Annotated in this window: 24 protein-coding genes; 11 read left to right on the top strand and 13 right to left on the bottom strand. The window is 41.3% G+C overall.

What is annotated here, in order from left to right; all coding sequences use genetic code 11:
• Nucleotides 1-182 precede the first annotated feature (182 nt).
• From BUA16_RS12810 to BUA16_RS12795, 4 genes are all read left to right on the top strand, one after another.
• Nucleotides 183-638, top strand: a complete 456-nt coding sequence (locus BUA16_RS12810; RefSeq protein ID WP_072765153.1) for a DUF4199 domain-containing protein — start codon at nt 183-185, stop codon at nt 636-638.
• A 102-nt stretch (nt 639-740) separates the two neighbouring features.
• Complete coding sequence (rplU, locus tag BUA16_RS12805) at nt 741-1,220, top strand: 50S ribosomal protein L21 (protein ID WP_072765152.1); 480 nt, start codon at nt 741-743, stop codon at nt 1,218-1,220.
• A gap of 21 nt (nt 1,221-1,241) precedes the next feature.
• Nucleotides 1,242-1,502, top strand: coding sequence for a 50S ribosomal protein L27 (gene rpmA / locus BUA16_RS12800; protein ID WP_072765151.1), 261 nt, complete (start codon nt 1,242-1,244; stop codon nt 1,500-1,502).
• Between the two features lie 185 nt (nt 1,503-1,687).
• The gene (locus BUA16_RS12795; protein ID WP_072765150.1) at nt 1,688-2,272 is read left to right on the top strand and encodes a DUF3332 domain-containing protein; all 585 of its coding nucleotides are present in this window, start codon (nt 1,688-1,690) and stop codon (nt 2,270-2,272) included.
• 64 nt (nt 2,273-2,336) lie between these two features.
• On the opposite strand, the gene BUA16_RS12790 is transcribed toward BUA16_RS12795, so the two are convergent.
• Nucleotides 2,337-3,440 carry an SDR family oxidoreductase gene (locus BUA16_RS12790; protein WP_072765149.1) on the bottom strand — a complete coding sequence of 368 codons (1,104 nt, stop codon included), beginning with the start codon at nt 3,438-3,440 and terminating at the stop codon, nt 2,337-2,339.
• A gap of 149 nt (nt 3,441-3,589) precedes the next feature.
• Nucleotides 3,590-4,906 carry an adenosylhomocysteinase gene (gene ahcY, locus BUA16_RS12785; RefSeq protein ID WP_072765148.1) on the bottom strand — a complete coding sequence of 439 codons (1,317 nt, stop codon included), beginning with the start codon at nt 4,904-4,906 and terminating at the stop codon, nt 3,590-3,592.
• Between the two features lie 170 nt (nt 4,907-5,076).
• Here ahcY and BUA16_RS12780 point away from each other — a divergent pair, with 170 nt between their 5' ends.
• From BUA16_RS12780 to BUA16_RS12765, 4 genes are all read left to right on the top strand, one after another.
• Entirely contained in the window at nt 5,077-5,712 is a 636-nt protein-coding gene (locus tag BUA16_RS12780; protein ID WP_072765147.1) for a 4'-phosphopantetheinyl transferase family protein, read from the top strand.
• A gap of 125 nt (nt 5,713-5,837) precedes the next feature.
• The gene (gene pnuC / locus BUA16_RS12775; protein ID WP_072765146.1) at nt 5,838-6,470 is read left to right on the top strand and encodes a nicotinamide riboside transporter PnuC; all 633 of its coding nucleotides are present in this window, start codon (nt 5,838-5,840) and stop codon (nt 6,468-6,470) included.
• Nucleotides 6,431-8,530 carry a DUF4301 family protein gene (locus tag BUA16_RS12770; protein WP_072765145.1) on the top strand — a complete coding sequence of 700 codons (2,100 nt, stop codon included), beginning with the start codon at nt 6,431-6,433 and terminating at the stop codon, nt 8,528-8,530. Before pnuC ends, BUA16_RS12770 begins: the two co-directional genes overlap by 40 nt.
• A gap of 223 nt (nt 8,531-8,753) precedes the next feature.
• Entirely contained in the window at nt 8,754-9,053 is a 300-nt protein-coding gene (locus tag BUA16_RS12765) for a hypothetical protein (RefSeq protein WP_072765144.1), read from the top strand.
• 148 nt (nt 9,054-9,201) lie between these two features.
• On the opposite strand, the gene BUA16_RS12760 is transcribed toward BUA16_RS12765, so the two are convergent.
• Nucleotides 9,202-10,158: a 3-keto-disaccharide hydrolase gene (locus BUA16_RS12760; RefSeq protein WP_072765199.1), complete on the bottom strand. Its 957-nt coding sequence runs from the start codon at nt 10,156-10,158 to the stop codon at nt 9,202-9,204.
• A 269-nt stretch (nt 10,159-10,427) separates the two neighbouring features.
• Between BUA16_RS12760 and BUA16_RS12755 the strand changes: the two genes are divergently transcribed.
• Both BUA16_RS12755 and BUA16_RS12750 read left to right on the top strand, forming a co-directional pair.
• On the top strand, nt 10,428-10,910 hold the full coding sequence (locus BUA16_RS12755; protein ID WP_072765143.1) for a regulatory protein RecX: 483 nt from the start codon (nt 10,428-10,430) through the stop codon (nt 10,908-10,910).
• Between the two features lie 148 nt (nt 10,911-11,058).
• The gene (locus BUA16_RS12750) at nt 11,059-11,580 is read left to right on the top strand and encodes a hypothetical protein (RefSeq protein ID WP_072765142.1); all 522 of its coding nucleotides are present in this window, start codon (nt 11,059-11,061) and stop codon (nt 11,578-11,580) included.
• Nucleotides 11,581-11,932: 352 nt separating this feature from the next.
• On the opposite strand, the gene BUA16_RS12745 is transcribed toward BUA16_RS12750, so the two are convergent.
• From BUA16_RS12745 to BUA16_RS12695, 10 genes are all read right to left on the bottom strand, one after another.
• Entirely contained in the window at nt 11,933-12,430 is a 498-nt protein-coding gene (locus tag BUA16_RS12745) for a DUF6646 family protein (RefSeq protein WP_072765141.1), read from the bottom strand.
• Between the two features lie 94 nt (nt 12,431-12,524).
• Nucleotides 12,525-13,394 carry a cupin-like domain-containing protein gene (locus tag BUA16_RS12740; RefSeq protein WP_072765140.1) on the bottom strand — a complete coding sequence of 290 codons (870 nt, stop codon included), beginning with the start codon at nt 13,392-13,394 and terminating at the stop codon, nt 12,525-12,527.
• A gap of 110 nt (nt 13,395-13,504) precedes the next feature.
• A complete protein-coding gene (gene bioB / locus BUA16_RS12735) occupies nt 13,505-14,599 on the bottom strand; it encodes a biotin synthase BioB (RefSeq protein WP_072765139.1) in 1,095 nt (364 codons plus the stop codon).
• Between the two features lie 622 nt (nt 14,600-15,221).
• On the bottom strand, nt 15,222-16,649 hold the full coding sequence (locus BUA16_RS12730; protein WP_072765138.1) for a flotillin family protein: 1,428 nt from the start codon (nt 16,647-16,649) through the stop codon (nt 15,222-15,224).
• Nucleotides 16,650-16,653: 4 nt separating this feature from the next.
• Nucleotides 16,654-17,232: a hypothetical protein gene (locus tag BUA16_RS12725; RefSeq protein ID WP_072765137.1), complete on the bottom strand. Its 579-nt coding sequence runs from the start codon at nt 17,230-17,232 to the stop codon at nt 16,654-16,656.
• Nucleotides 17,233-17,389: 157 nt separating this feature from the next.
• Entirely contained in the window at nt 17,390-18,562 is a 1,173-nt protein-coding gene (locus BUA16_RS12720; RefSeq protein ID WP_072765136.1) for a beta-ketoacyl synthase N-terminal-like domain-containing protein, read from the bottom strand.
• A gap of 1 nt (nt 18,563) precedes the next feature.
• A complete protein-coding gene (gene bioA, locus BUA16_RS12715) occupies nt 18,564-19,832 on the bottom strand; it encodes an adenosylmethionine--8-amino-7-oxononanoate transaminase (RefSeq protein ID WP_072765198.1) in 1,269 nt (422 codons plus the stop codon).
• Between the two features lie 276 nt (nt 19,833-20,108).
• Nucleotides 20,109-20,726: a dethiobiotin synthase gene (gene bioD / locus BUA16_RS12705; protein WP_072765134.1), complete on the bottom strand. Its 618-nt coding sequence runs from the start codon at nt 20,724-20,726 to the stop codon at nt 20,109-20,111.
• A gap of 1 nt (nt 20,727) precedes the next feature.
• Complete coding sequence (locus BUA16_RS12700) at nt 20,728-21,111, bottom strand: putative signal transducing protein (protein WP_072765133.1); 384 nt, start codon at nt 21,109-21,111, stop codon at nt 20,728-20,730.
• Nucleotides 21,112-21,191: 80 nt separating this feature from the next.
• Nucleotides 21,192-22,373, bottom strand: a complete 1,182-nt coding sequence (locus BUA16_RS12695; RefSeq protein ID WP_072765132.1) for an aminotransferase class I/II-fold pyridoxal phosphate-dependent enzyme — start codon at nt 22,371-22,373, stop codon at nt 21,192-21,194.
• Between the two features lie 102 nt (nt 22,374-22,475).
• On the opposite strand from BUA16_RS12695, the gene BUA16_RS12690 reads away from it, so the two are divergent.
• Entirely contained in the window at nt 22,476-24,284 is a 1,809-nt protein-coding gene (locus BUA16_RS12690; protein WP_072765131.1) for a M61 family metallopeptidase, read from the top strand.
• Nucleotides 24,285-24,677: the final 393 nt, after the last annotated feature.

Here is a 24,677-nt window from a genome sequence, read left to right as displayed (position 1 = left end):
GAAGCATGATATCCCTCCCTACTTTTAACAGTCCATTTTTATCGACCACCGGATCATAAATCGCTTAAAAGCAGTCATATTAATAAAAATTGCCCGACAACTTTTATTTCTTGTTAATTTATACAAATAAATCATAAAAAAAATGTAATTTAAATGCATCCATAACCTAAAACTTTAAAAATATGAAAGAATTTGCACTCCCAATTAGGTTTGGCATTGCCACTAGCGGCTCCCTAATTGCTTATTTCTTACTTTTATCGCTCTTTGGACTGCATACCAACGTATTATATAGTCTTTTCAATGGCGTTATCACTGGTTTTGGCATTTACGAATCCATTAAATATTTCAGGATAAAAAAAGGAGTAGCTTTTAATTACGGGATTGGGTTTACTGCTGGTATTGTCACCGGGGCCATCGCCACGATAATTTTCACGTTTTTCTTCGCTTTTTATTCCACCGAAATAAACACCCAATTTTTAAAGGAATTATCAAGAGTCTGGTTTTCGGATTACGACACTTTAGAAGGCAGTATATTTTTCACCGTGGCTACCATGGGCTTTGCTACAACTTTGGTTTTAACCCTCGCTTTTATGCAGTTATTTAAGACTTCCAAGAATCTAAACCAAAAATCGGCTTAAAATTCTTAAAAATCGCTTGTGGTTTAAGGATTTAGAAGTATATTTGCAGCCGCCTATGTAAAATTAGGCATGTTCATTTAACTTATATTAAACACACAAGCTATGTACGCAATTGTAGAGATAGCAGGGCAGCAATTTAAAGTTGCGAAAGACCAAAAAGTGTATGTTCACCGTTTACAAAACGAAGAAGGTAGCAATGTTACTTTTGATAACGTTCTTTTGTTGGAAGATGGTAGTAACATTACTGTAGGCGCCCCCGCTATAGACGGAGCCACTGTTGAGGCCAAAGTCATTAAACACCTTAAAGGTGAAAAAGTAATTGTCTTTAAAAAGAAAAGACGTAAAGGTTACAAAAAGAAAAACGGTCACCGTCAGTATTTGACTGAATTAGTAATTGAAAGCATCAGTGCTTCAGGAGCTAAAAAAGAGGCCAAACCTGCCGCTAAAAAAGAAGAAGCTAAAGCTTCTAACGATTTAAGCGATAATACGGTTGCTGAGCTAAGAGAGATGGCTAAAGCTAAAGGTGTTGAAGGGTATTCTTCAATGAAGAAAGCAGAATTAATTGCCGCTTTAAGTAAATAACTAGAATTAAAATAATATATCATGGCACACAAAAAAGGTGTTGGTAGTTCCAAGAACGGTAGAGAATCAGAATCGAAACGTTTAGGCGTTAAGATTTTTGGTGGTCAAGCTGCTATTGCTGGAAATATCATCGTAAGACAACGTGGTACAAAACACAATCCAGGTGAAAATGTTTACGCTGGAAAAGATCACACTTTACACGCTAAAGTTGATGGTCTTGTGAAGTTCCAAAAGAAAGCTGGAGGAAAATCTTATGTTTCCATTGAGCCATTTGAAGCTTAATAAGCACATTCTTTAAAATATAAAAACCCTTTCTGTATCCAGAAAGGGTTTTTTTATGCCCAAAAATTACCCATATACCCTTTTAGTGAGAAAAAAAAGCCATTGACTACCCTTACGCATCCAAAGGAATACCTCCTAGCCCTAAATTTTGTAATTTTAGAAAGAACCATTAATTCCATTGTATTATGAAAAAATTATTTATTTGTAGCTTTTTGTGTATGTCCCTACTGTTTTCCAGCTGCCTGGGATCTTTTGGGGCTTTTAACAATCTGAAGGAGTGGAACCAGAACGTATCCGAAAGTAAGTTCGTAAACAACTTAATTTTCTGGGGACTGAACATTGTTCCGGTGTACGGTCTTTTCTTTGTTGGCGATGCCGTGATCTTTAACGTCATCGAATTCTGGTCTGGGTCTAACCCTATCGCCATGGAAGACGGGGATTCCGAAGAGCAGATCGTAGAACAAGACGGCAACACCATTAAAATGGTGGCCACTAAGAACAGATTGGAAATCAACGTGCTTGACGGCCCTAAAAAAGGCCAAAAAGTAGATCTTCTCTACAGACCGCACCAAAAGTCTTGGAACGCCATAAAACCCAATGGGGAAATAATTAAACTTTCGTCCTTTAAGGAAGGTTTTTATTTTGTCTATACCCCAGATGGGGAAACAATTAAAATAAACCCAATGCATAGCAAGGAAGAAGGACTCGCCCTTTTAAAAGAACATTCGGACTGCTATACAGCTGCCGGAATGCAGGCCTTAGGGTATTAATAAAAGTGGTACGGCCGGGCAATAGAATATCTGTAAACACCCTATTGCCCACCTACCATAATCATTACCAGTTTTGGCTCCTAAAGCTATTGGTTTTTGCAAAGCTTACGGTTTTGGACAAGTAGTCTTCTATATTATAATCCGGAATAGGCAAAATACTCTCTAGCAATTCCGTATCCCATTGGTTGGGCCTAGAAGTAAGGTACGGATGTAAATGCACTCCAATAGTCTGGTAATAAAACTTCTCTAGGGCCGATTTAAATTCACCTAAAGTTTCTATGGGCTCTTGGGTAAAACTAAAGTTCGCAAACCCTACTACATCAAATATTTTAGACATCCCCCTCATAAGGTTGGTGTCCTGGGAATGAACAATGTTTAATTCCTCAATATCGCGATCCAACACTTTTACGATTACCTTGGCGGCATAATCTGTCGGGATAATATTTAGTCCGCTACCGATACCGGTACTGATCCGTATAGCTTCTTTTTGATCCCTATCGTTGAAAAACTTGGCAAACAGATAGAAGACCATATATTTTGAAATAAAATAATTGGGCGCTTCACTAATATTCCCTCCCAATACACTTGGTCGCAAAATCTGAATCGGAATCTGGCATTTTTTCCCTTCTTCCAACAAAAACCTTTCACTAGCATGTTTAGAGGCCTCATAAAAATTGCGATACCTAGGACGGTCGTTTAGGCCGTAGTTATTCCCTAAAAGCCCGCCAGCATCCCCAATGGCGAATGCAGTGCTTATATATACAAACTTAGCAATACGGCCTACATAGGCCTTAAAAATGCTTTTGGTGAAATCTAGGTTTTCCCTAAAAATCTCTTCCTTGGCAGCGGCATGGGTAGAAAGATTTACATAACCGGCAGAATGCACAAAATAATCAATCCGCACGCCCCCCAAAAATGTCTCGGGTTCCAAGAGACGATCTGCATTGATAACCGCTACCTTCTGAAGCACGGCCTCCATATTATTTTTAATAAATTCCGGAGCATACTCACTGCGGAACATATTGGATATTCTTTCTTCTGGAGTAGCTCGTTTCTTGTTCCGAACAGGCAAGTATATTTTTTCTATACGCTCAAACTTTATTTCCAAAAGGGAAAACAGCACTCTAGACCCTAAAGTACCTGTAGCTCCGGTTAAAATTATATTCATTAAAATTCTTAGGTTTTGTTTAGTGATTATACGGGGCTCCTTCCTTTACGACAGCCTGCCCATCGTTTCTTTTGCGATCCTTTAAAAATAAGAAAATCCCCTATGAATCAACATAAGGGATTTTCTGCCAAGACGCCTGAGCGCTATATCTAGTATCTATAGTAGTCCGGCTTAAATGGCCCTTCTACCGTAACCCCGATATACTCGGCTTGTTCCGGACGTAAGGTCTCCAATTCTACTCCTAAACGAGCAAGGTGCAATTGCGCTACCTTCTCATCTAAATGCTTAGGAAGCATATATACATCGTTCTTGTATTTATCGCTGTAGTTCCACAACTCAATTTGCGCCAATGTTTGGTTGGTGAAAGAGTTACTCATTACAAAACTTGGATGCCCGGTAGCACATCCTAGGTTTACCAATCTACCTTCGGCCAAAACAATAACGTCTTTTCCGTCGATAGTGTATTTATCAACCTGAGGCTTAATTTCATCCTTGGTATAGCCGTAGTTCTTATTCAACCATCCCATGTCTATTTCATTGTCAAAATGACCAATGTTACAAACGATCACCTTATCCTTCATCGCCTTAAAGTGCTGAGACTGAATAATATCTTTGTTTCCGGTAGTAGTAATCACGATATCGGCATTGCCAACAACGGTCTCCATTTTCTTTACCTCAAATCCGTCCATTGCCGCTTGTAACGCACAAATAGGATCTATTTCAGTAACGGTAACAATAGAACCGGCACCTTTAAAAGAAGCTGCTGTTCCTTTACCTACGTCCCCGTATCCGGCAACAACCACACGTTTTCCTGCAAGCATGGTATCGGTAGCTCTACGAATAGCATCCACGGCACTTTCCCTACATCCGTATTTGTTGTCGAATTTAGATTTGGTAACAGAATCGTTTACATTAATCGCCGGCATTGGCAAAGTACCTTTCTTTACCCTTTCGTACAATCTGTGAACACCGGTAGTGGTTTCTTCCGAAAGTCCTTTAATACCTTCTGCCAAGGCAGGGTATTTATCAAGGACCATATTGGTAAGATCTCCACCGTCATCTAAGATCATATTCAAGGGCTTGCGGTCTTCCCCAAAATAAAGGGTTTGCTCAATAGCCCAATCAAATTCCTCTTCACTCATCCCCTTCCAGGCATACACAGGAATACCCGCAGCAGCAATAGCGGCTGCCGCTTGGTCTTGGGTAGAAAATATATTACAAGAACTCCAAGTTACCTCGGCACCCAAGGCTACCAAAGTTTCTATAAGAACCGCTGTTTGGATGGTCATATGCAAACAACCTGCAATACGAGCCCCTTTTAACGGCTGTTCATCTTTGTATTCTTCTCGTAATGACATTAGACCAGGCATTTCCGCCTCTGCCAAATCAATCTCTTTTCTTCCCCAATCGGCAAGTGTAATGTCCTTTACTTTGTAGGGTACATAAGGAATAGTTTTTGTACTCATCTGCTTGTTTTTATTGATGTTATCGGAAACAAAAAAGAGGTAATCCTAATTTCTATCTAAAGAAATTTGATCTTTCTCTTATTTCATATCCTTTTTATTTTTAATTTCGTTAAGAAACCTAATACTGCTTTTTTTGCAATTGCAAAGGTAGTAATAACTTAAATAAAGTAATGCCTCTTTACAAAACAATAACAGAAGGATCCCATGTTAAGATCCTGATTTGGAAAGTTGAAGAAACCGAAGACCAACTTCGGAAAGGCATTGCCTTGACCGAAAACTCCGTGAACCGCTTAAAGTCCATGAAGTCCGAAATTCACCGAAAAGGGTATTTAAGCATCCGGCATTTATTCGCCACCGTCGGCCTGGTAGACCATGACCTATATTATGACGAAGCGGGGAAACCACACCTTACCAACGGCAAGTATATCTCTATTACCCATTCGCACGAGTTTACAGGCATCATCGTTTCGGACAATGTAGAAGTAGGGGTAGATATAGAAATGCAACGCGAAAAAATTCTTCGGATCGCTAGCAAATATACTCCCTTGGAGGAATATAAGACCGTAGCAAATTACGATGCTTTGATTAGAAAACTCACCATTGTTTGGGGTGCCAAAGAATCGCTCTATAAAATTTACTCTCAACACGGGCTTAGTTTTTTACACCATATCGATATTAAAGATTTCTCCTTGTCAGATGACTCAGAAACCACAGGAAATATCCTATATAAAGGAAAATCGAGTGAATACACTATAAAATTCTTGGAATTTGAGGGCTTTACCTGTGTGTACGCTATTAAAATTTAATTTTTTCGGAAGGCACTCCCCTGCTCCTTTATAAGTTTTGTGAGCAACACCGAAACTCACCTTCGGCCTTCGAAACTGATACGACCGCTTATGGCCGAAGATCGCAAAATCCTATAGAAGTGTTTATGGAATCCATTATAGATTTTTTTTTAGGCCCCTATAGCACTACTTCTCTTTATGACATCTTTCTAGAATTCTTAGTCTTCTTTTTTGGTATTGCCAGCGTTATCTATGCCAAGAAAAAAAACATTCTCGTATTCCCAACAGGTTTGGTGGCTACGGCAATCTCAGTATATCTCCTTTATAAAGCAGGGTACTTTGGCGATATGACCCTAAACTTTTATTATTCTATAATGAGTATTTATGGCTGGTATTACTGGAGCAGAAAAAAAGGCGATAAGACAGTCCTCCCCATTACGAGGACCACTACCAAAGAAAAATTAATAGGGATACTGCTATTTTTGCTTACGGTTATAATCACTTATGCCGTCTATATAGGTTTTGACCACGGAATAGAAACCGTCAACTACATTGATATTTTCACTTCTGGCCTGTTCTTTACTGCCATGTGGTATATGGCCAAAAAAAAACTGGAGAATTGGACCCTTTGGATTATTGCCGATATTATTACGGTACCCTTGTACGCCTATCGTGGGCTTGGGATACTTTCCTTGCAATACCTTATATTTACCGTATTGGCCGTTCAAGGTTATTATTCATGGAAAAAAGATATCAACAAGACCCAACAGACCTCATAAAAGTAGTTTTATTCGGACCCGAATCAACTGGTAAAACAACCTTATCCAGACAATTGGCAAAGTACTATAACTCCGTTTGGGTACCGGAATATGCTCGCGAGTATTTACAAAACAAATGGAACGATGAACGCAAGGCATGCGAACCCAAAGACTTACTCCCTATTGCCGAAGGGCAAATGAGGCTAGAAAACTCCTTGGCAAAAAAAGCTTCCGATGTACTCATCTGCGATACCGACCTCTTGGAAACCAAAGTGTATTCCGAAGCCTACTATCTGGGTTATTGCGATCCAGTGCTGGAAAAACATGCCCTAGAAAACACTTACGATATATATTTCTTAACAGATATCGATATTCCTTGGGAAAAAGACGATTTAAGGGACAAACCCAATGATAGAGAGCAAATGTTTTTACTTTTCAAGGAAACTTTAGAAAAACATAGTAGGAATTTTATTATATTGTCGGGAGATAAAAAAACCCGACTAGCAAAGGCTGTGTCACATATTAACCAATTATTGAGCAGTATGAAATTTTCTAAAGACGATCAGTTACAATTAAAAAATAAAGGTATCTCAGAGAACAAGGTCTTGGACCAGATTGCTACTTTTAAGGAAGGTATTCCTTTTGTTAAACTAGAGAAAGCCGCCGTAGTAGGAGATGGTATTTCTAAATTTTCGCCTTCCGAAGAAGAAAATTACCTGCACCAATTTGAATTGGCCATAGAGAATCTATCCCTATTAAAATTTGTACCGGCCTCCGGAGCTGCTTCCCGGATGTTTAAGGCTATGTTTAACTTTTTGGATGCTTACGATCCTAAAAACGAAACATTTGATGCCTATTTGCTAAGAACAAACGATAAAGATGCCAAGCGCTTTTTCGAAGGCTACGAGAAATTTGGCCTCTATACCCTCATCCAAGATCGAATAGCAGGAAAGGCAGCGACGCCCGATGAGGAAAAACATCTTTTTGTAAAGGAAATGCTATTGTCCGAGGGATTAAATTTTGGCTTTTACCCAAAAGGTCTTTTGCCTTTTCACAAGTATGCCGACCATACCGAAACGCCTTTTGAGGAACACCTAAAAGAGGCAGATGCCTATGCCAAAGCAAACAACACGGCCAAGCTACATTTTACCATCTCCGAACAGCATGCCGAAATGTTCAAAGAAGAGTTTAAGACGGCAGGGGAAAGGGTGTCCGCAGATACTGGCACCACCTTTTCCGTATCCTATTCGTTTCAAAAACCGTCTACGGATACCATCGCCGTGAATATGGACAACAGCCCTTTCCGTAATTCGGATGGCTCTCTTTTATTTAGACCAGCAGGTCATGGCGCCCTCATCGAAAATTTAAACGAACAAGATGCCGATATCATTTTTATCAAAAACATCGATAATGTAGTCGTCCCTAGGTTTTTGAAAGAAGTAGAAAAATCTAAAAAAATATTGGCAGGTTTCCTCATGGAATTACAATCCAAAGCCTTTAAATACGCCGAAACTTTAGACAAGGGCCAACTTAGCGAAGATACCCTGTCCAAAATAAAAGCGTTTTTGGAAAAAGAACTAAACGTACGTTTTCCAGATACTTACAATGAGTTGGCCCCAGCAGCACAAACCCAACTTTTAAAGGAAAAAATCAATAAACCTATCCGTGTATGCGGAATGGTTAAAAACGAAGGAGAACCGGGAGGCGGACCTTTTTGGATAAAAGACCAACAAGACCAAATATCCCTGCAGATCATAGAATCGGCACAAGTAGATGCCAACAACCCACAACAATTGGATATCATGAAAAATGCGACCCATTTTAACCCGGTAGATCTAGTTTGTGGCGTGCGGAACTACAAAGGCGAAAAATATAATTTACTAGATTTTGTGGATAGTAAACAAGGATTTATCACCCAAAAAACGCAAGAAGGCAAAGAATTGCAAGCCATGGAATTACCTGGTTTGTGGAATGGCGCCATGGCCTTTTGGAATACGATCTTTGTAGAAGTGCCCTTAATTACCTTCAATCCTGTTAAAACGGTCAACGACTTATTAAAACCAGCCCATCAGGTGCAATAGTCCAAGACCATACCTATTGGTAAACGAAACAAAAAGGTGTGTAATAATTACACACCTTTTTCTTTTGGTATACACTTTAACACAGTAGCTAAAAACAAGCAAATTCCTATAAACACCTTGTATCTTGGGCTTTACAACAATACTACTACTCTTTTCATAATTGGCACAATTCTTTCTCTATTCCATAGAAATAATATAAGCACCCTCAAAAAAAAATATACATATGAAAAGTTTAGTATTCGCAACAGCAATGGCCATAGGAAGTTTACACAACGTAACTGCTGCCCCTCCTATTTTTCACGACGGAATTATGGAAGCAATATTCGGAATGGACTATACTGAAATAAAAATAAAATCGGTACCCAATACAATCATCAAGGCCTTGGAAAAAGATTATCCGGGAGCCATTATCGAAAAAGCCTATCTAGATGATGCCGAAGGGTACAAATTAGAAGTAAGCTTGGAAAACGGCAGTGAATTGGAATTGTATGCCGACTCCAAGGGCAACTGGATTGAATCCTAAATTTCTTATATACCTACTTATTCTATTTGGTTATTTTGTTAGCAGGAGACTGTTCGTAAGGGCAGTCTTTTTTTATGGCAATAAAAAAATGGATCTAGTGCCAAAGTGCTAGATCCATTTTATTCACAAGCTGTACGAAGCCTACTTTTTACTTAGCTTGGCTACTTTTCTTAATTGGTGTAACCACTATATTTCTAAATTCGACCGGACCGTGGTCTCCTTGAATTAAAAACGGACCAGCTTCGGCCTCGTCGTTATCTAAAGCGCCACCTGTTATCCCTGGAATCACTTGGTCATTGATAATTGTTTTACCATTGGCAACTATTGTCACCCTTCTCCCTATCAGGGTAATATCATAGGTCTGCCATTCTCCGGCACTTTTAGCAGCCATTTCATTAGGCTCTAAAAATCCATAAACCCCTCCAAAAAGGATATCAGAAGGCTCAGACCCCTTACTATCTATAATCTGTACCTCATATCGCCCACGAAGGTAAATACCACTGTTACTGCCTTCTGGGTAACGGAATTCTACATGTAATTTAAAATCGGTGAACTTCTCCTCAGACATCAAATTAGCTCCCGGATGTGGACTTTTCAAGATGCCATTCTCAACAACCCATTGGTTTTCCCCCATGGCCTTCCATCCGTTTAGATCTTTCCCGTTGAATAATTTTATAGGTTTGTCCCAAACAACCTTGTCCGTATACTTAAGTATTGGAGCACGCTTGGCTACCCAGTCATAGGTATTACCATCTGTGTACAACATAGTTCCTTCAAGTGCCTCGCCATCCATCGTACCTTCAAACACCAAATCGGAATTTCCCTCTTCCCATTGTGGAGGAATGGCAAACCTAAATTTGTCGCCCACTAGTTTTATTTCCGAAATAGGCCTAGCACTACCCATGGCATATACGAAACGCCCCACTAGGGTGTGGGAACCAGAATGCCGCACTTCTAACCACGAAGGAAGCTCTTTACCGTCTTTGGAAATGACCATATTCCATCTTCCCTCCAACTGCTTTGTTTCCTGTCCGTAAGCGGTTGTGGAAAATGAGGCCAAAACCAATCCCAATCCGGCTAAAAATAATTTAGAAGTCCTTTTCATTATATAAACCATAATTTTAATTATTTGCAGGCGTGAATATAATGAATATTATAAAATGAAAAGTTACCCATTCCAAAATGTAGAACTTAATACCACTATTTAACATTCCCATCAGGCCTGTTCCATGTTTATTTATAAAATAAATTGAGTTAAACCTTCGCCCAATTTTTTTTAAGACAAAACAGCTCCCTAAGGCATAGGTTTAAGGAAAAAGAGTTCGGTATTGAGATTGAAAATGATAATTTTGCCCAAAGGCCAACCTCCATAGCATGATAGCACCTAAAAAAACATATACCCTAAGCGAAGCCACTAAAAAACTCGAAAGCTACTGTGCCTATCAGGACCGTTGTCATAAGGAAGTACAAGAAAAACTCCGGAAAATGGGAATGATCCCAGAGGCCATAGACCATGTCATAGGATTTTTAATCCAAGAAAACTACCTCAACGAAGAACGTTTTGCACGGAGTTTTGCCAGAGGGAAATTCAACATTAAGAAATGGGGCAAGAACAGAATTGTCAACGAGCTAAAACAACGTGATATTTCCAAGTTTACTATTAAAGCTGCCTTGGAAGAAATAACGCCCGAAGCCTATCATACTACTTTAGATACCCTTGCAAAAAAACGATTGGCAGAAATAAGGGAAAAGGACCTACAAAAATGCCGAAAAAAACTAGCCGATTACTTATTATACCGAGGTTGGGAAAGCAGTTTGGTGTATGAAAAGATATTTGAGCTAATTCCTCGTTCCTAAGCCTCTTACGGACCTTATTTAAATTTAAACATAATTAGACCCCATTTAGGTAATGGCAATCCCCACCAAAAAGAAATAGAAGTCCAAAAATTCGACTAAATTAGGACCTCTACATTAAAAAAAAGACCAACCTTACACTACACAGCATATGAAGAAACTTGTTATAAGCCTTATTTCATTATGCACGCTGGGCTGTGACAAGGACACACAGGAAAACATCCTAGGTGACCCAACCAGCATTGATATAGTAACCGGCATGCATATTAGAAGCTCTAGAAACTCAGCACCCATACTATTGGGTAATCCAAATAGTAACAACAAAGATAATTTCATCGCTTTTCCCAATCCACCAATAGGAACCTTGTACATTTCTGCTACTAGTAAAATATCCAATGTTTGGATCATACCGAGTATGGCCAAAAAATCTTTCCAAGAAATAGGCTTTAGCGAAATACTGACTTCGGATATCTATACTGAAAATGAAATCGATTCGCGATCCGAGCTAAGGTTTCCAGACCAAAATGCCACCGAGATAGCACTCCCTCTAGAAAGGCTTAAGGTTGGCTACTATAAAGTATTTATAAAGAAAAACGACACCCTTTATTGGGACAATATTTATGTCTCCGACGGCAGTATTGGTATCGAAAAACTAATAGATTCCTGGAAATAAAGGAAAAAGACATACAAGAATGCCGTAAAAACCTGGCCGATTCCCTACTGTACCAAGGCTGGGAGAGTAGTTTGGTGTATGAAAAAGTATTTGAACCAGTCCCTAAAAAATAAAATGGTATCGGACAAGGACACTACAAAAAGACTGTCCAACCAAAATATTGCCATACCCAATAGTGCTCTATACTCGCAAAAGTCGTCTGTAGGCACCTAGCCCCCGACACACCACAAAACCACCTATAAATAAAGCATTGCCTAAACCCATGACCTTATATTATAGGGAGTTTTAGGCAATGCTTCTTTTATTGTAACCGTCTAGGCTTTGCCCTGGGGGTCAAACCTTCAAAAGCTCCTTAATTAAGATTAAAAGAAGCTCCTATACTAAATACTACTTGGTTGTTTAGCTCTTCAGCTGGCGTCAAATTTTCAGTTTTATATTTTGCCAAAGGAAAGCCCAATTCACTAAATATTCCAAAACCATCGCTGAAAAAATATCTCATCCCTACATGGCCACCGAAATTTCTCAGTCCTAGGTCCAATCCAGGATACACATCTACCATTTCCCCTAAATTCATAACACTTCCTAAATTGGCATTAAAACGTGCCTTAAGATCTATACGGTCACCAAAATCGGCACCAATAGTTTTTTCGACCCCTAAAATATACGACCCCTGAAGTCCCATAGAAAAGTTTTCGCCCATCCCAAAATCGTAGGTAGTTACTATTCCAGTTCCATTGGTCTGGAAGTTGGCTCCTATCTGAAACTTACTATCTCCCTTTCCTTGGTAGGCCTGTGCACTTACAAATCCTATACTTAAAAGCAAACATGCTACTAATAATCCTTTTTTCATTTGTTGTCGTTTTAATTAAACAATACATTTAATAATAAACTTCCGAGCAAGCTAGTTTATTTATGAATTTACAAATTATCTATAGCACCGCAAATTACAAATCGTACAACTGTTTATTTGTTCTTTCTACGGCCTGTTTGTTTTTCCAGTCTATCCACTGCTGCCCTTTTAACTTCCGCATCATATTATCATAATACCGCATAACAAGTACATTGTAAAATGCCTGTCCCAAATTTCCAGGATTACGGGCAATAGCCCGTAAACTCATAGAAAAACCAGGGGTTATATATTTCATATAATGCCAGTACCCTTCTGGCATATACAGTACCTCTCCATGCGACAATTGCGTTTTATAGCCAGAAGCCTTTTTTAAGGCCGGCCATTGCCCATAATCTGGATTGGAGAAATCTATGCTCTCATGGGTTATTAAAGAATGTGGCACCTTATACAGGTACTTATTTTCGGATTGGGAAAACAATATCACTTCCTTTTTTCCTTCAAAATGAAAATGGAAAATATTGGCCAAATCAATATCGTAATGCATAAAGGTATGCGAATTGGCACCGCCAAAGAATAGCATGGGCAAGGTTTTCATCAGCCGCAACCCAAAATCGGGATAGCGGTAGTCTTGCTGTAGCTCTGGCACCTCTTTAAGGATGTTCCAAAGAAAAATTCGGTATTTTGTCGGTTCGCGCTGTAGCAGGTCCAAGTAATCGGACATCTTCATCCGAGCATGGGGCTCATTAAATCCGTCCTTATGGTGTACGGGCCTATCGTCATACAGCGGCACCATTTTATCGCCGGCCATCTGACGTATATACTCAAAGTTCCATTTAGAATAGGCAGGCCATTCTCCAATACACTTTTCGATGACCACAGGTTTCTGTGGCTTGAAATAGTTATTGAGAAAATCCTCCCTAGTTAGGGTTGCTACTCTTGGAATATCCTCTAAATTCAAAGTAATGTGGTTAAATTTTCCCTAAAGTAAAAAAACCAAAAGTTAAAAGCAGCTATAACGCTATAGAAAAGTAAAGCCTGTAGGGAAATTTTTAAACTTCCTTACAGGCTCTTATATTATTCCGCTGTTTTGGCCTTTTGTTTGGCAGCCTCGTTACGGTCTATGGTATGCCCTGGTCGGGTCCATTTTGGCTTCTCGCCCAAAGGAGCATATTCAGAATCCGCAGCTTCTACCGTTTTAGGCTGCGATACCTTGGTAAACGGTTTTTGCGGGTTTAGTCCTAATAATTTAAACATCTCCATATCCTCGTTAACATCCGGGTTTGGAGTGGTCAGCAATTTATCGCCGGCAAAGATAGAGTTGGCACCTGCAAAGAAACACATTGCCTGTCCTTCCCTGCTCATTTGCGTACGTCCGGCAGATAAACGCACCTGGGTCTCTGGCATAATAATACGGGTCGTAGCGACCATTCTAACCATATCCCAAATAGAGATCGGAGGCAAATCGGCCATTGGCGTTCCTTCTACGGCTACCAAGGCGTTAATAGGCACAGATTCCGGCTGAGGATCCAAAGTAGACAAGGCCACCAACATTCCGGCACGGTCTTCCAAAGCCTCGCCCATTCCAATAATACCACCGCTACAAACGGTAACATTACTCTTACGAACGTTGTCAATGGTATCTAAACGGTCTTTAAAAGCACGGGTAGAAATTACATCTTTATAGTAGTCCTCGGAAGTATCCAGGTTGTGGTTATAAGCGTATAAACCGGCTTCGGCCAATCGGTGGGCCTGATTTTCGGTCAACATCCCCAAGGTACAGCACACTTCCATGTCTAGTTTGTTAATGGTACGTACCATTTCCAAGACCTCTTCAAACTCAGGACCGTCCTTAACGTTTCTCCATGCTGCCCCCATACACACCCTAGAGCTACCTGTAGCTTTTGCTCGTAAAGCCTGTGCTTTGACCTGGGAAACAGACATTAGATCATTGCCCTCCACATCGGTATGGTACCGTGCCGCTTGCGGACAATACCCACAATCTTCTGGACAACCACCCGTTTTTATGGATAATAAAGTAGATACCTGTACTGTATTAGGGTCGTGATTTTCCCTGTGCACGGTCGCCGCCTCGTACAGCAACTCCATAAACGGCTTATTATAAATATCTAAGATTTCCTGTTTCGTCCAGTTATGTCTTACTTTGCTCATAAATAGTTATTTCTTGGGGCTTCCCCCGTTTTTCATTCTCCCCTTGTTTCGGAAAAACAACCCTAAAAAGGCCTTCTTTTCCAAGATGGTCAATGAAAAACGGGGTCGGGCTTTACGCTTTATCTTTTCTTTTCCCCCAATATCAGTACAAGGCACCAAAGAAAAAAAGAAAAGGATATCGCTGCAATCCCTAAGCCGTCTTCGTTTTAAGGTTCAAAAATAACCTATAATCTACAGATATAATAAAAATCGATTCTCTATTTCTAAATTCAAGGGCGCCCGGTATATAAAAACATAGAATTAACGCAAAAACATAGGCTATTAGGGCCCAATTGCTTGCTTGTCAAATCACCTCATTTTCATAGCTAGCCATTTATTGTTTTTTAAGGGTCCTATGTACTTCGTATATCGTCATTCGCCTTTGCGACCAGTTTTCGGTCTTGCTCATTTCATTTCCCAAAATTGATTTATGCTAATTGGAAATTGTTAATGGAATGCTGCGTTAGGGACCGCGGCGGCATCCCCGCAGCAGCGCAAGGGATATAGCCAAGGGCGCGGCCCGTTAGGGAAACGCCCAAAACCTATCTTCTAAAAAATTATCAATCCCTAAAGGGCTATTCGACTATTCCTTGGGTTCGGTCGTTTTTGGTGCTGGTTCTTGTGAATCTTCCGTGGCATCCACACCCTTACCTTTAAGATATTCTGGCAATTGCATGCCCGCCATATTGAACATTTCCTGCAATGGCGGTACGGATTTGTACATCCCCGATATAAAATTGGCGGTAGAATTCTTCCCTTGGGCACCATTGGCGCCCGTATCCCAAACGGTTACCTTGTCTATCTTAATATTTTTAATGGCTTCGGCCTGGGTTTTCACCAGTTCCGGCAATTTATCGGCGATCAATAATAGCACGGCGTCCTTGGGATTATTGCCTGCGGCCTTTACAATTTCGTCAAGTCCTTGGGCTTGTTTTGTCAATACCTCCAACAACCCTTGGGCTTCTGCTTGTGCCTTAAAAAGAATGGCATCGGCCTCTCCTTTGGCACGTCTACGGATTCTTTCGGCCTCGGCTTCGGCATCGATTTCTACTTTTTTCTTGTCTATTTCTGCCGGTACTATAATATCGGCCATCTGTGAACTGCGCTCCCTATCGGCCCTGGCCAATTCGGCATCTTTCTCTGCGGCATAGGATTCTTCCAAGGCCTTGGCGGTCTGCACCTTTTCGGCCGCAATCGCCGTGCGCTCCGCTTCTGCTTCCCTTTGGCGGCGTAGGGAATCGGAATTAGCGACTGCAATTTTTGCCGTATTCTCGCCCTCTACGGCCTGGGCATTGGCCGCCGCTACTTGGGTACGTTCGTCCTGTAGCGCATTGGCCTCCCCAATAGATCCGTCTCGGTTCTTTTCGGCTACCGATTTACGGGCCGCATTAATGGCATGGGCCGCCGCTTCTTTCCCCAAGGCCTCTATATAGCCGGACTCATCTACGATATCGGTAATATTAACGTTGATCAGCTTTAAACCTACCTTCTTCAGTTCCGACTCTACACTCTTGGAAATATTCGTTAGAAACTTGTCCCGGTCCGAGTTTATCTCCTCTATATCCATAGAAGCCACTACCAAACGCAGCTGTCCAAAAATAATTTCCTTGGCCAAATCCTGTACCTGCTGCATGCCCTGCCCTAAAAGACGTTCCGCGGCATTTTGCATAATCCCCGGCTCGGTAGAAATCCCGATGGTAAATCTAGAAGGCACATTTACACGTATATTTTGCTTGCTCAGTGCATTGACCAAATTTACCTCTATGGAAATAGGGGTAAGATCTAAAAACTCGTAGTCCTGAATTACCGGCCAGATAAAAGCAGCCCCGCCATGAATACAGCGGGCAGAATTGCCGGTACCGACCTTTCCATAGACCACTAGAACGCGGTCTGAAGGACACCTTTTATACCGTCGTATAAAAGAAATTACAATAATAAAAAAGAATAGAATGGCAAGGCCAATACCTAGTAAAGCGGCGGAACCGCCTAACTGCAAAGGAAATAAAAGCATAGGGTTATTTATTTAGTAATTCAACAATCAATAGTCCGTTATCTGTAATATCCTTTACCCGTACCACGTTTCCCATGACCAAGTCTTTCTCCTCATCGGTTATCGCTTCCATTTCGCGAAGGGTACCTTGTACCTTGATACTGACTTTTCCTATTTCTGAGCGGTTGGCGCCAATGGTGATATATACCTCCCCTGTTTGGTGCAAGGCATTTTTTATTTTTAAGGTACCGCTACTTTGAAGTTTTCCTAAATAATAGAACAGCGAAGCCATGGCGAACATCATTAGCAAACCGCAGAGGAGCGATATTAGTAGCGTGAGCCCCATAGAAAGACCTCCTTCCAAACACGCAATGCCGCTCCAACCAAAAATGGTGAAAAAACCCATTAGGTTTTTAAGGGATAAAAATTGGAATTCAATGCCGGTATCTCCTTCTATTTCTACATCTACATCGCCCTCTAAACCGTCGGTTTCACCGCCAATTAAGGTAAGTATTAGCAGAATGAACAATATAACCGATGAGATCCCGGCGATTGCCCAATAAATTTTTTCGAATAGCGAGAACGCCTCGAACCATTGTGCCATAATTCTGTAGTGTGTTGGTTAGGTGTAGGTAAGATAAACAAAAAACAGTATTTCATACAGAAAGTCGAGCTTATTTTGTAAGTAAAATAAGCTATGCTTTAATGAGTGCCCAAATTAAAGCTGGGCACTCTCCTAACCGTTGACAGAAATTGTGGCCTTAGTCCTTACTAAGAAGAATGCTCACGGCATTGCCGCCAAAACCTACGGCATTCACCATTACTTTGCGGATCTTTTTTGGAGCCCTCTCATGAGAGACAAAAGGGACTCCTATAAATTCTTGATGTTGCAGCATTAAAACGGCCATTTCTACACTAAGCATACCGGAAGTACCAAAGGTGTGTCCTAGCTTCCATTTATTGGTGGTCAGTGCCGGAAGGCGATCTCCGAATATTTTCTCGATAGCAAGTACCTCGGCCCTATCGCCTTTAATAGTACCCGGGGCATGCATGACGACCACATCTACCTCTTCTGCAGCCAAATCTCCCAAGGCCATTTTCATGGAGCGTTGAAAACAAATGGCATCCGTAGAGATCGATATATTGTGTTCTAAAGGTTCGGTGGCATAGCCAATGCCCGCTATAACAGCCAAAGCATTGTCCGTTATTCCCTTTTCCAAACAGGCTACCGATGCCCCTTCGCCCAGCACCATCGTATTTTGTTTTTTGTGCGGGTCCAAGGCCCTACAAGGGAACCCTTGGGACTCGTTGGGGTCCATTTTGGAATATATCTTTAAGGCCCGCATTTGGGCAATGGTAAACGGAGTCAATGGCGCCTCACTTCCGCCCACTAAAAATTTATTGGCCATACCTCCCTTTATCCAAGCAATACCGTTCAAAACCGAATGTAGCCCGGTAGAACAGGTGATGGAATGGGAGATTTCCGGACCCTGGGTTTGTAAGTCGTGGGCTACCCAAGAGGAGATATTCCCTAAGGTAGTCGTGGGTGAGGCATAGGTAGAAGATTGGTTTTCTTCTAAGAATTCGCGGTGATATTTTTCAAACAAGGCGGTGGCACCACGAGACGAGCCTATATTGATCCCAAAAGTATCCTGCCCTGTCCAGCCTGCTTGGTCAATAGCCATGCGAGAAACCAAAAGCGCAAATAAAACGGTACCATCAAGATTACTGTATTTAGAATCGGAGGCCGCCAATTTTTCAATGGCTGCTTTTGCATGTTCGGGCAAACTGGCCACCCAAGCAAGGGTGTCCCCTATTTGTTTTTCCTGTAAAAAATGCCGCTGTTTTTTGTAATTGTCCCAAGCCTCTTGTAATGTTAGGCCTATAGCCGAAACAGAGGCAATGGCGGTAATGGAAATAGGGTCGTTTGTCATGTTACAAAAATTCTAATACAGCTTTAATACTCGTATAAATTTTATCCATCTGTGCCTTGGTGGTCACATAAGGTGCCGAAATATAAATGGTATTCCCCAATGGGCGCAAAAACACCCCGCTATCCATAAAATGTTGAAACAAGCGGTCCCTTAAATTACCGTATCGCTCCATTTGTACGTTTAGATCCAAGGCATAAATAATCCCTGTTTGCCTAGTAGCCGATACTTTTGGATGGTCTTTTATCTCGGCATCAAAGTCTTGGTGCCATTGTATAATACGCGTTATATTTTCTTGGATTTCATCAGAGACAAGTAGCTCCAATCCGGCCAAAGCCGCAGTACAAGCCAATGGATTTGCCGTATAGGTATGCCCGTGAAAAAGCCCTTTGGCAATCTCGTCGCTATAAAAGGCGTCGTACACTTCTTGGGTACAACTGGTAATGGCCATAGGGACCAAACCGGCCGTTAGCGCCTTGGACATACAGATAATATCGGGTTTTACTTCTAAATAATCAGAGGCAAAATGCTTTCCGGTTTTTCCAAAGCCAGTCATTACTTCATCGGCGATGGCCAATACCCCTTTAGATTTTACCAATGCCAATATTTTCTCCAATCCGACTGCGTCGTGCATCTTCATCGCAGCTGCCCCCTGAATTAAGGGTTCGTAGATAAATCCGGCAATAGTATCCAGATCGATGTCGTTAATTAACTGATCGATTATACTATCGATATTCTCATTTGTGGGTACCGGAATGCGTTTTACATCTATAAAATAGTCTTCAAAAGGGCCATTATAGACCGATAATCCCGAAACCGACATTGCCCCAAAGGTATCTCCGTGGAAACCGTCCTCAAAAGCCAATAATACAGAGCGCTTTTTTCCTCGGTTATGGTGGTACTGTAAGGCCATCTTTATACCGATCTCGGTAGCCGTGGAACCATTGTCGGAAAAAAATAGTCTTTCCTGATTCGCTGGCAAAACTTGCATCAAGGCTTCCGAAAGGGCTACCGCCGGTTCATGGGTAAATCCACTGAAGACCACCTGATCTAGTTTTTGCATTTGGGCATATACCCTTTCGATAATAAAATCGTTGCAATGACCATACATACAAGTATACCATGATGAAATTCCATCTACATATTCTTTTCCGTCCTCATCGTATAATACCGCTCCCTTTGCCTTTACAATCCCTAGCATTTTAGAATGTAATTTATGTTGGGTCAACGGATGCCAAAGATGCTTTTGATCTCTTTCTGAAAGACTTTTCAATTGGTGTACAGTTTTAAAATATCCCTGCAAAGATGAGGAATAATGATAAAAACAAAACCACCTTTCGACTTTTTATAGGTAACGATTTTTTTGACTCTAATAGCTACCATATGCTAATAAGTGGTCCCTCAAACCCAACATCCCTCTATTTAAAGAGCCCATTTTTAAAAAATACCCAATATAGAACCCCCGATAAAACTGCCAATACCAAAACACCCTCCCTTTTTTTGCTAAAAAAGGGAGGGTGTTATTAAAATTGTCAAGTGCGACTGATTTTTATGCCACAACTAAGGCCTTTCTAAATTCTTTGGCGTAAGCCTTAACGATGTCCTTATTTATAATAGGCTCTTTTTTTATCCTTCCCAATACCAAGACTCCGGTTTTTTTAAGAATAATTTCTTCTGAAGCCTTATTGGGTTCTCCATTAAACACTATGGAAACATCATACCCTTTCCCCAACAACCAATTTATGGTCAAAAGGGAGTGATTGATACTTCCTAGATAATGGTTACAAACCACGATCACTTTATAAGCCGGCATGATAAGGTCTAAGATGGTATCGCTATCGTTTAAAGGCACCAACAGCCCACCGGCACCTTCGATGACCAAATCGTTATCGGTCTCGGGCTCATGTATTTTATTCGGGTCTATATGCGCCCCTTCCAAGGCTGCTGCCTCGTGCGGACTTATAGGAGCTTTAAAAGAATAGCTATTGGGGTGTATAACCGTTTTATCGTTCGATATTAAGCGGGTTATGGTGGCACTGTCGGAGTCTTCCAGGGCTCCGGTTTGTACTGGCTTCCAATAATCTGCTTCCAAGGCTTCCGTCAATATGGCCGCTACGAGGGTCTTCCCTACATCGGTCGATATTCCGGTTACAAAAAACTGCTTCATACTACTGGGGTTTAGTTATAAATTCGCACTTAAGGCATTTGTACTTTTTCTTTTCAAAAAAAGGAAACAGTTTGTAGAACACATTGTTCCTTCTGTAATAGATTTCCATTTTTTGGGCTTTGCAATTGGGGCATGTTCGTAAATTACCGTGGTCGTCCATGGCATAAGCCCTTATTTCATCATAAATTTCCTGGGCCCGCTCACGATCGCTGGAATACACTTGTAATTTGACCCCGCCAATGGCATGGCTGATCATTGGATCTGAATTTAGGATGTTCCCGTCCCTTAGGAAAACCGGAATTCCTTCAGATTCCAATCGCCCTTTAACTGCCTGCACATCGGCAAAATATTCAAAGGCGGCAAGGGTATAAAATTGATACTCCATATGATGTATTGCCTAGTTACTTTTACAAGCTTAAGATATTAATAAATATGTCAATTTGTATATAAAACTTGACTTTTGACCTATTTTTCAGACAAGTGAACCAACATCTCTAAATGTAACAACAGGCTATTAATTTGATTTTCGGAATTATAACTATGAATACAAAACCGCAATCGTTCCTGGCCTTTGGGTACGGTAGGAGACATAATAGGCTTTACATCAAAGCCTTTCTCTCGTAATTGGCCAGACCAATACTTCACCTGCTTGTTTCCGGGTACCAAACAACAGTGGATAGCCGAGTTACTAGGTATAAAATATTGTTCCAAGCCCAAGGCGATTAGCCGAGCGTTAAAAAATTGAATATTATTTTTAAGGGTTTGTATCCCTCCAAAAGGGGTTCCTACTTGTCCGTTGTTCTCCAAACGTTGATGAACTGCTAAGATAGTAGCCAAGGAATGTGGTGGCAAACCAGTTGTATAGATAAAACTTCGGGCAAAATTCACCAAATAACTTTTTAAAGCCTCACTGCCCAAGATGGCGGCGCCATGGCAGCCCATAGCCTTTCCGAAAGTTATAATTCTGGCAAATACCTTATCTTGTTGCACCAACTGATGCAGCAAACCTTCGCCCTTCTCACCATATACTCCAACGGCATGGGCTTCATCAACCACCAAATAACAGCCATTAGCCTTACATAAAATCGCTAAAGCTTCCAAATCCGGGGCATCGCCATCCATGGAAAATACCGATTCGGTGACTACATATATGATACTATCTGTATTCTTGCTTTTAACCCGTTCTATACTCCGGTACAGATCCTCTACATCGTTATGTTTAAATTTATAATGTTGGGCATTACTCATCCCAATCCCATCGCGGATACTCGCATGGCATAACTCATCGTACAACACTACATCGCCCCGTTGGGGCACAGAAGAAAAAAATCCGATATTGGCATCGTAACCCGAGTTAAAGACCAAAGCAGCCTCGGTATCGTAAAATTTGGCCAATAGGGCTTCTAGCTGCCCATAGAGCTCGGAGTTGCCTGTTAAAAGTCTAGAGCCCGTGGCTCCATTGGTACGGATGCCTTCGTTGCGCAGTATTTCGGAAGCCATCTTGAAAACAGCCTCGTCCCTGGCAAAACCTAAATAATCATTGGACGAGAAATCTATTAAATGATTGGCAATAGGAAGTTGGCGCAACGCATTGTTAGTCGCCCTTTCCGATAATTTTATCTGTAACCGTTTTGGAAGCTCCACCATTGTACAAATGTAGCATTTCCTCTTTTTAAATAGTATATTCGCCTCACACTGTTATTAAAAATAACGCCTAGCAAAAAAAATCTGTAACAACGTATTTCTCTTATGAAAAATATTTTTTTAAGCATTTTATTCCTTGTCCTTACCGCAAATGTAAAGGCACAAACCAACCAATACAGCATCTCTTTTGAAAATGCCGTTCACCATGAGGCCGAAATAAAGGCTACTTTTCCCGATTTGGCTCCCGGCACTTTGTCGGTACGTATGGGACGTTCTTCCCCAGGGCGCTATGCCATACACGAATTTGCAAAAAACGTTTACAATTTTAAGGCTACCGATAGCAACGGGAAGCTTTTAAAAATACAACGCCCTAATCCTTACCAATGGGATATTCTGGAGCATAACGGAGAAGTGACTATTAGTTACACCCTTTTTGCCAATCGCGGTGATGGTACCTATGCCCAGATCGATGAAACCCATGCCCATTTAAATATTCCGGCCACCTTTATGTATGCCCCCGCACTAACAGCCCGCGACATAAAGGTAGATTTTAAGGTACGAGAAGACCTAAACTGGAAAGTAGCGACACAAATGCAGCAGTTGTCAGCAACAAGCTTTGCGGCACCAAACTTTCAGTACTTTATGGATAGCCCGGTTGAAATTAGCAACCATGCCATTCGCCAATTTGAGGTAGAGGACAATGGTACCACCCAAACCATAGAATTTGTCCTTCACCACAATGGCACCGAAGCCGCCTTGGACACCTATTTTGAGCAGGTAAAAAAGATTGTCCTGGCCCAAAGAGACGTTTTTGGCGAATTGCCACAATACGATTTTAACAAGTATACCTTTTTAGCCTGTTATATCCCGAATGCTTCCGGGGATGGAATGGAACACCGAAATTCTACCATTCTTACCGATACCGAAGGACTGGAAGAAGGGGGAATGAAAAATAATATTGGCACCGTTTCCCATGAATTTTTCCACGGTTGGAACGTAGAGCGCATACGACCACAATCCTTAGAGCCTTTTAATTATGCTCAAGCCAATATGAGCGGGGAACTGTGGTTTGCAGAAGGCTTTACTAGCTACTACACCAACTTTATCCTCTGTAGGGCGGGTATCATTACCCCAGCGCAATATGTAGAAGGTATTACGGGCACATTTAATTATGTGTGGACTTCTCCTGCCAGACAGTTCTTTAATCCAATTGAAATGAGCTATCAGGCTCCTTTTGTAGATGCCGCCACCTCCGTAGATCCTGTGAACAGGGAAAATACGTTTATCTCTTACTACTCTTACGGTAGCGTATTGGGACTTGCCCTGGACTTATCCCTAAGACAAGAGAAATTAAATTTAGACGACTATATGAAATTGGTATGGCAAAACTATGGCAAAGATGAAATTCCCTATACCGTAGCCGACCTACATACCACCCTAGCCCAATACGCCGGAAAGGATTTTAGTGACCAGTTTTTTAATAATTATATCTACGAAAGCGGTATGCCCGATTATGAAAACCTGTTTGCTTCGGTAGGCGTGGTTTTAAAACAGCACTTAGACAAACCTTATTTTGGGGCCAGTGTATCCGTCAACCAATTTGGCAGCGGTATCATTCAACGCAACCCCAGTATTGGCGGTCCTGCCTATGCTGCAGCCTTGTCTAGTGGCGATGTCATTACCAGCATTAATAATATGCCATTGACCCAAGGGCAAAGTTTTAATGAATTCATCGAGCAATTTAAGGTAGGCGATACCCTTACGGTTGCCTACACCCGCTATGGCGTTCCCAAGACCACCAAAGTTGTTTTAGGAGCCAACCCTGCCTACAGCATCCACCTGATGGAAAAAGAGGGTGACAAACCATCTAGGAAAGTATTAAAAGCTAGAAAAGCCTGGTTGAAGACAGAATAGTAACAACGAAATGTATTAAAAAAGTGCTCCATAAGGTCTTAGGCTTTTATGGAGCACTTTTTTATTTCGGATGCCTAGAATTGGGCCTAGTGTTTGGGCGTTCCCTCCTGCGTCGGTCGGGCGCTCCGCTGTATCCCTTGCTTTGCTGCGGGGATGCCGCTGCGATCCCTAACGCGAGGATTTCAGTTAACAATTAGCAATAAACAATGTGGAAAAAATAATCGGTGAACGGTGAACAGTAATCAGTACCTCCCCCGCATGTTGCGGGACTACCGGTCAATATGACTTTTGGTTAATATTGAACAAATACATTTTTAGTCATATGATAGGGAAGTTCAAAGAGAAAAGAAAATAGAGGACCGCACAGCAGCATTTGGAGTAAGGGGCCAGCTG

The sequence above is a fragment of the Arenibacter nanhaiticus genome (genome assembly GCF_900141935.1).
Classification (GTDB): domain Bacteria; phylum Bacteroidota; class Bacteroidia; order Flavobacteriales; family Flavobacteriaceae; genus Arenibacter; species Arenibacter nanhaiticus.
The sequence above is the reverse complement of the archived record's forward strand: the minus strand, read 5'-3'. Positions and strand labels throughout refer to the sequence as shown.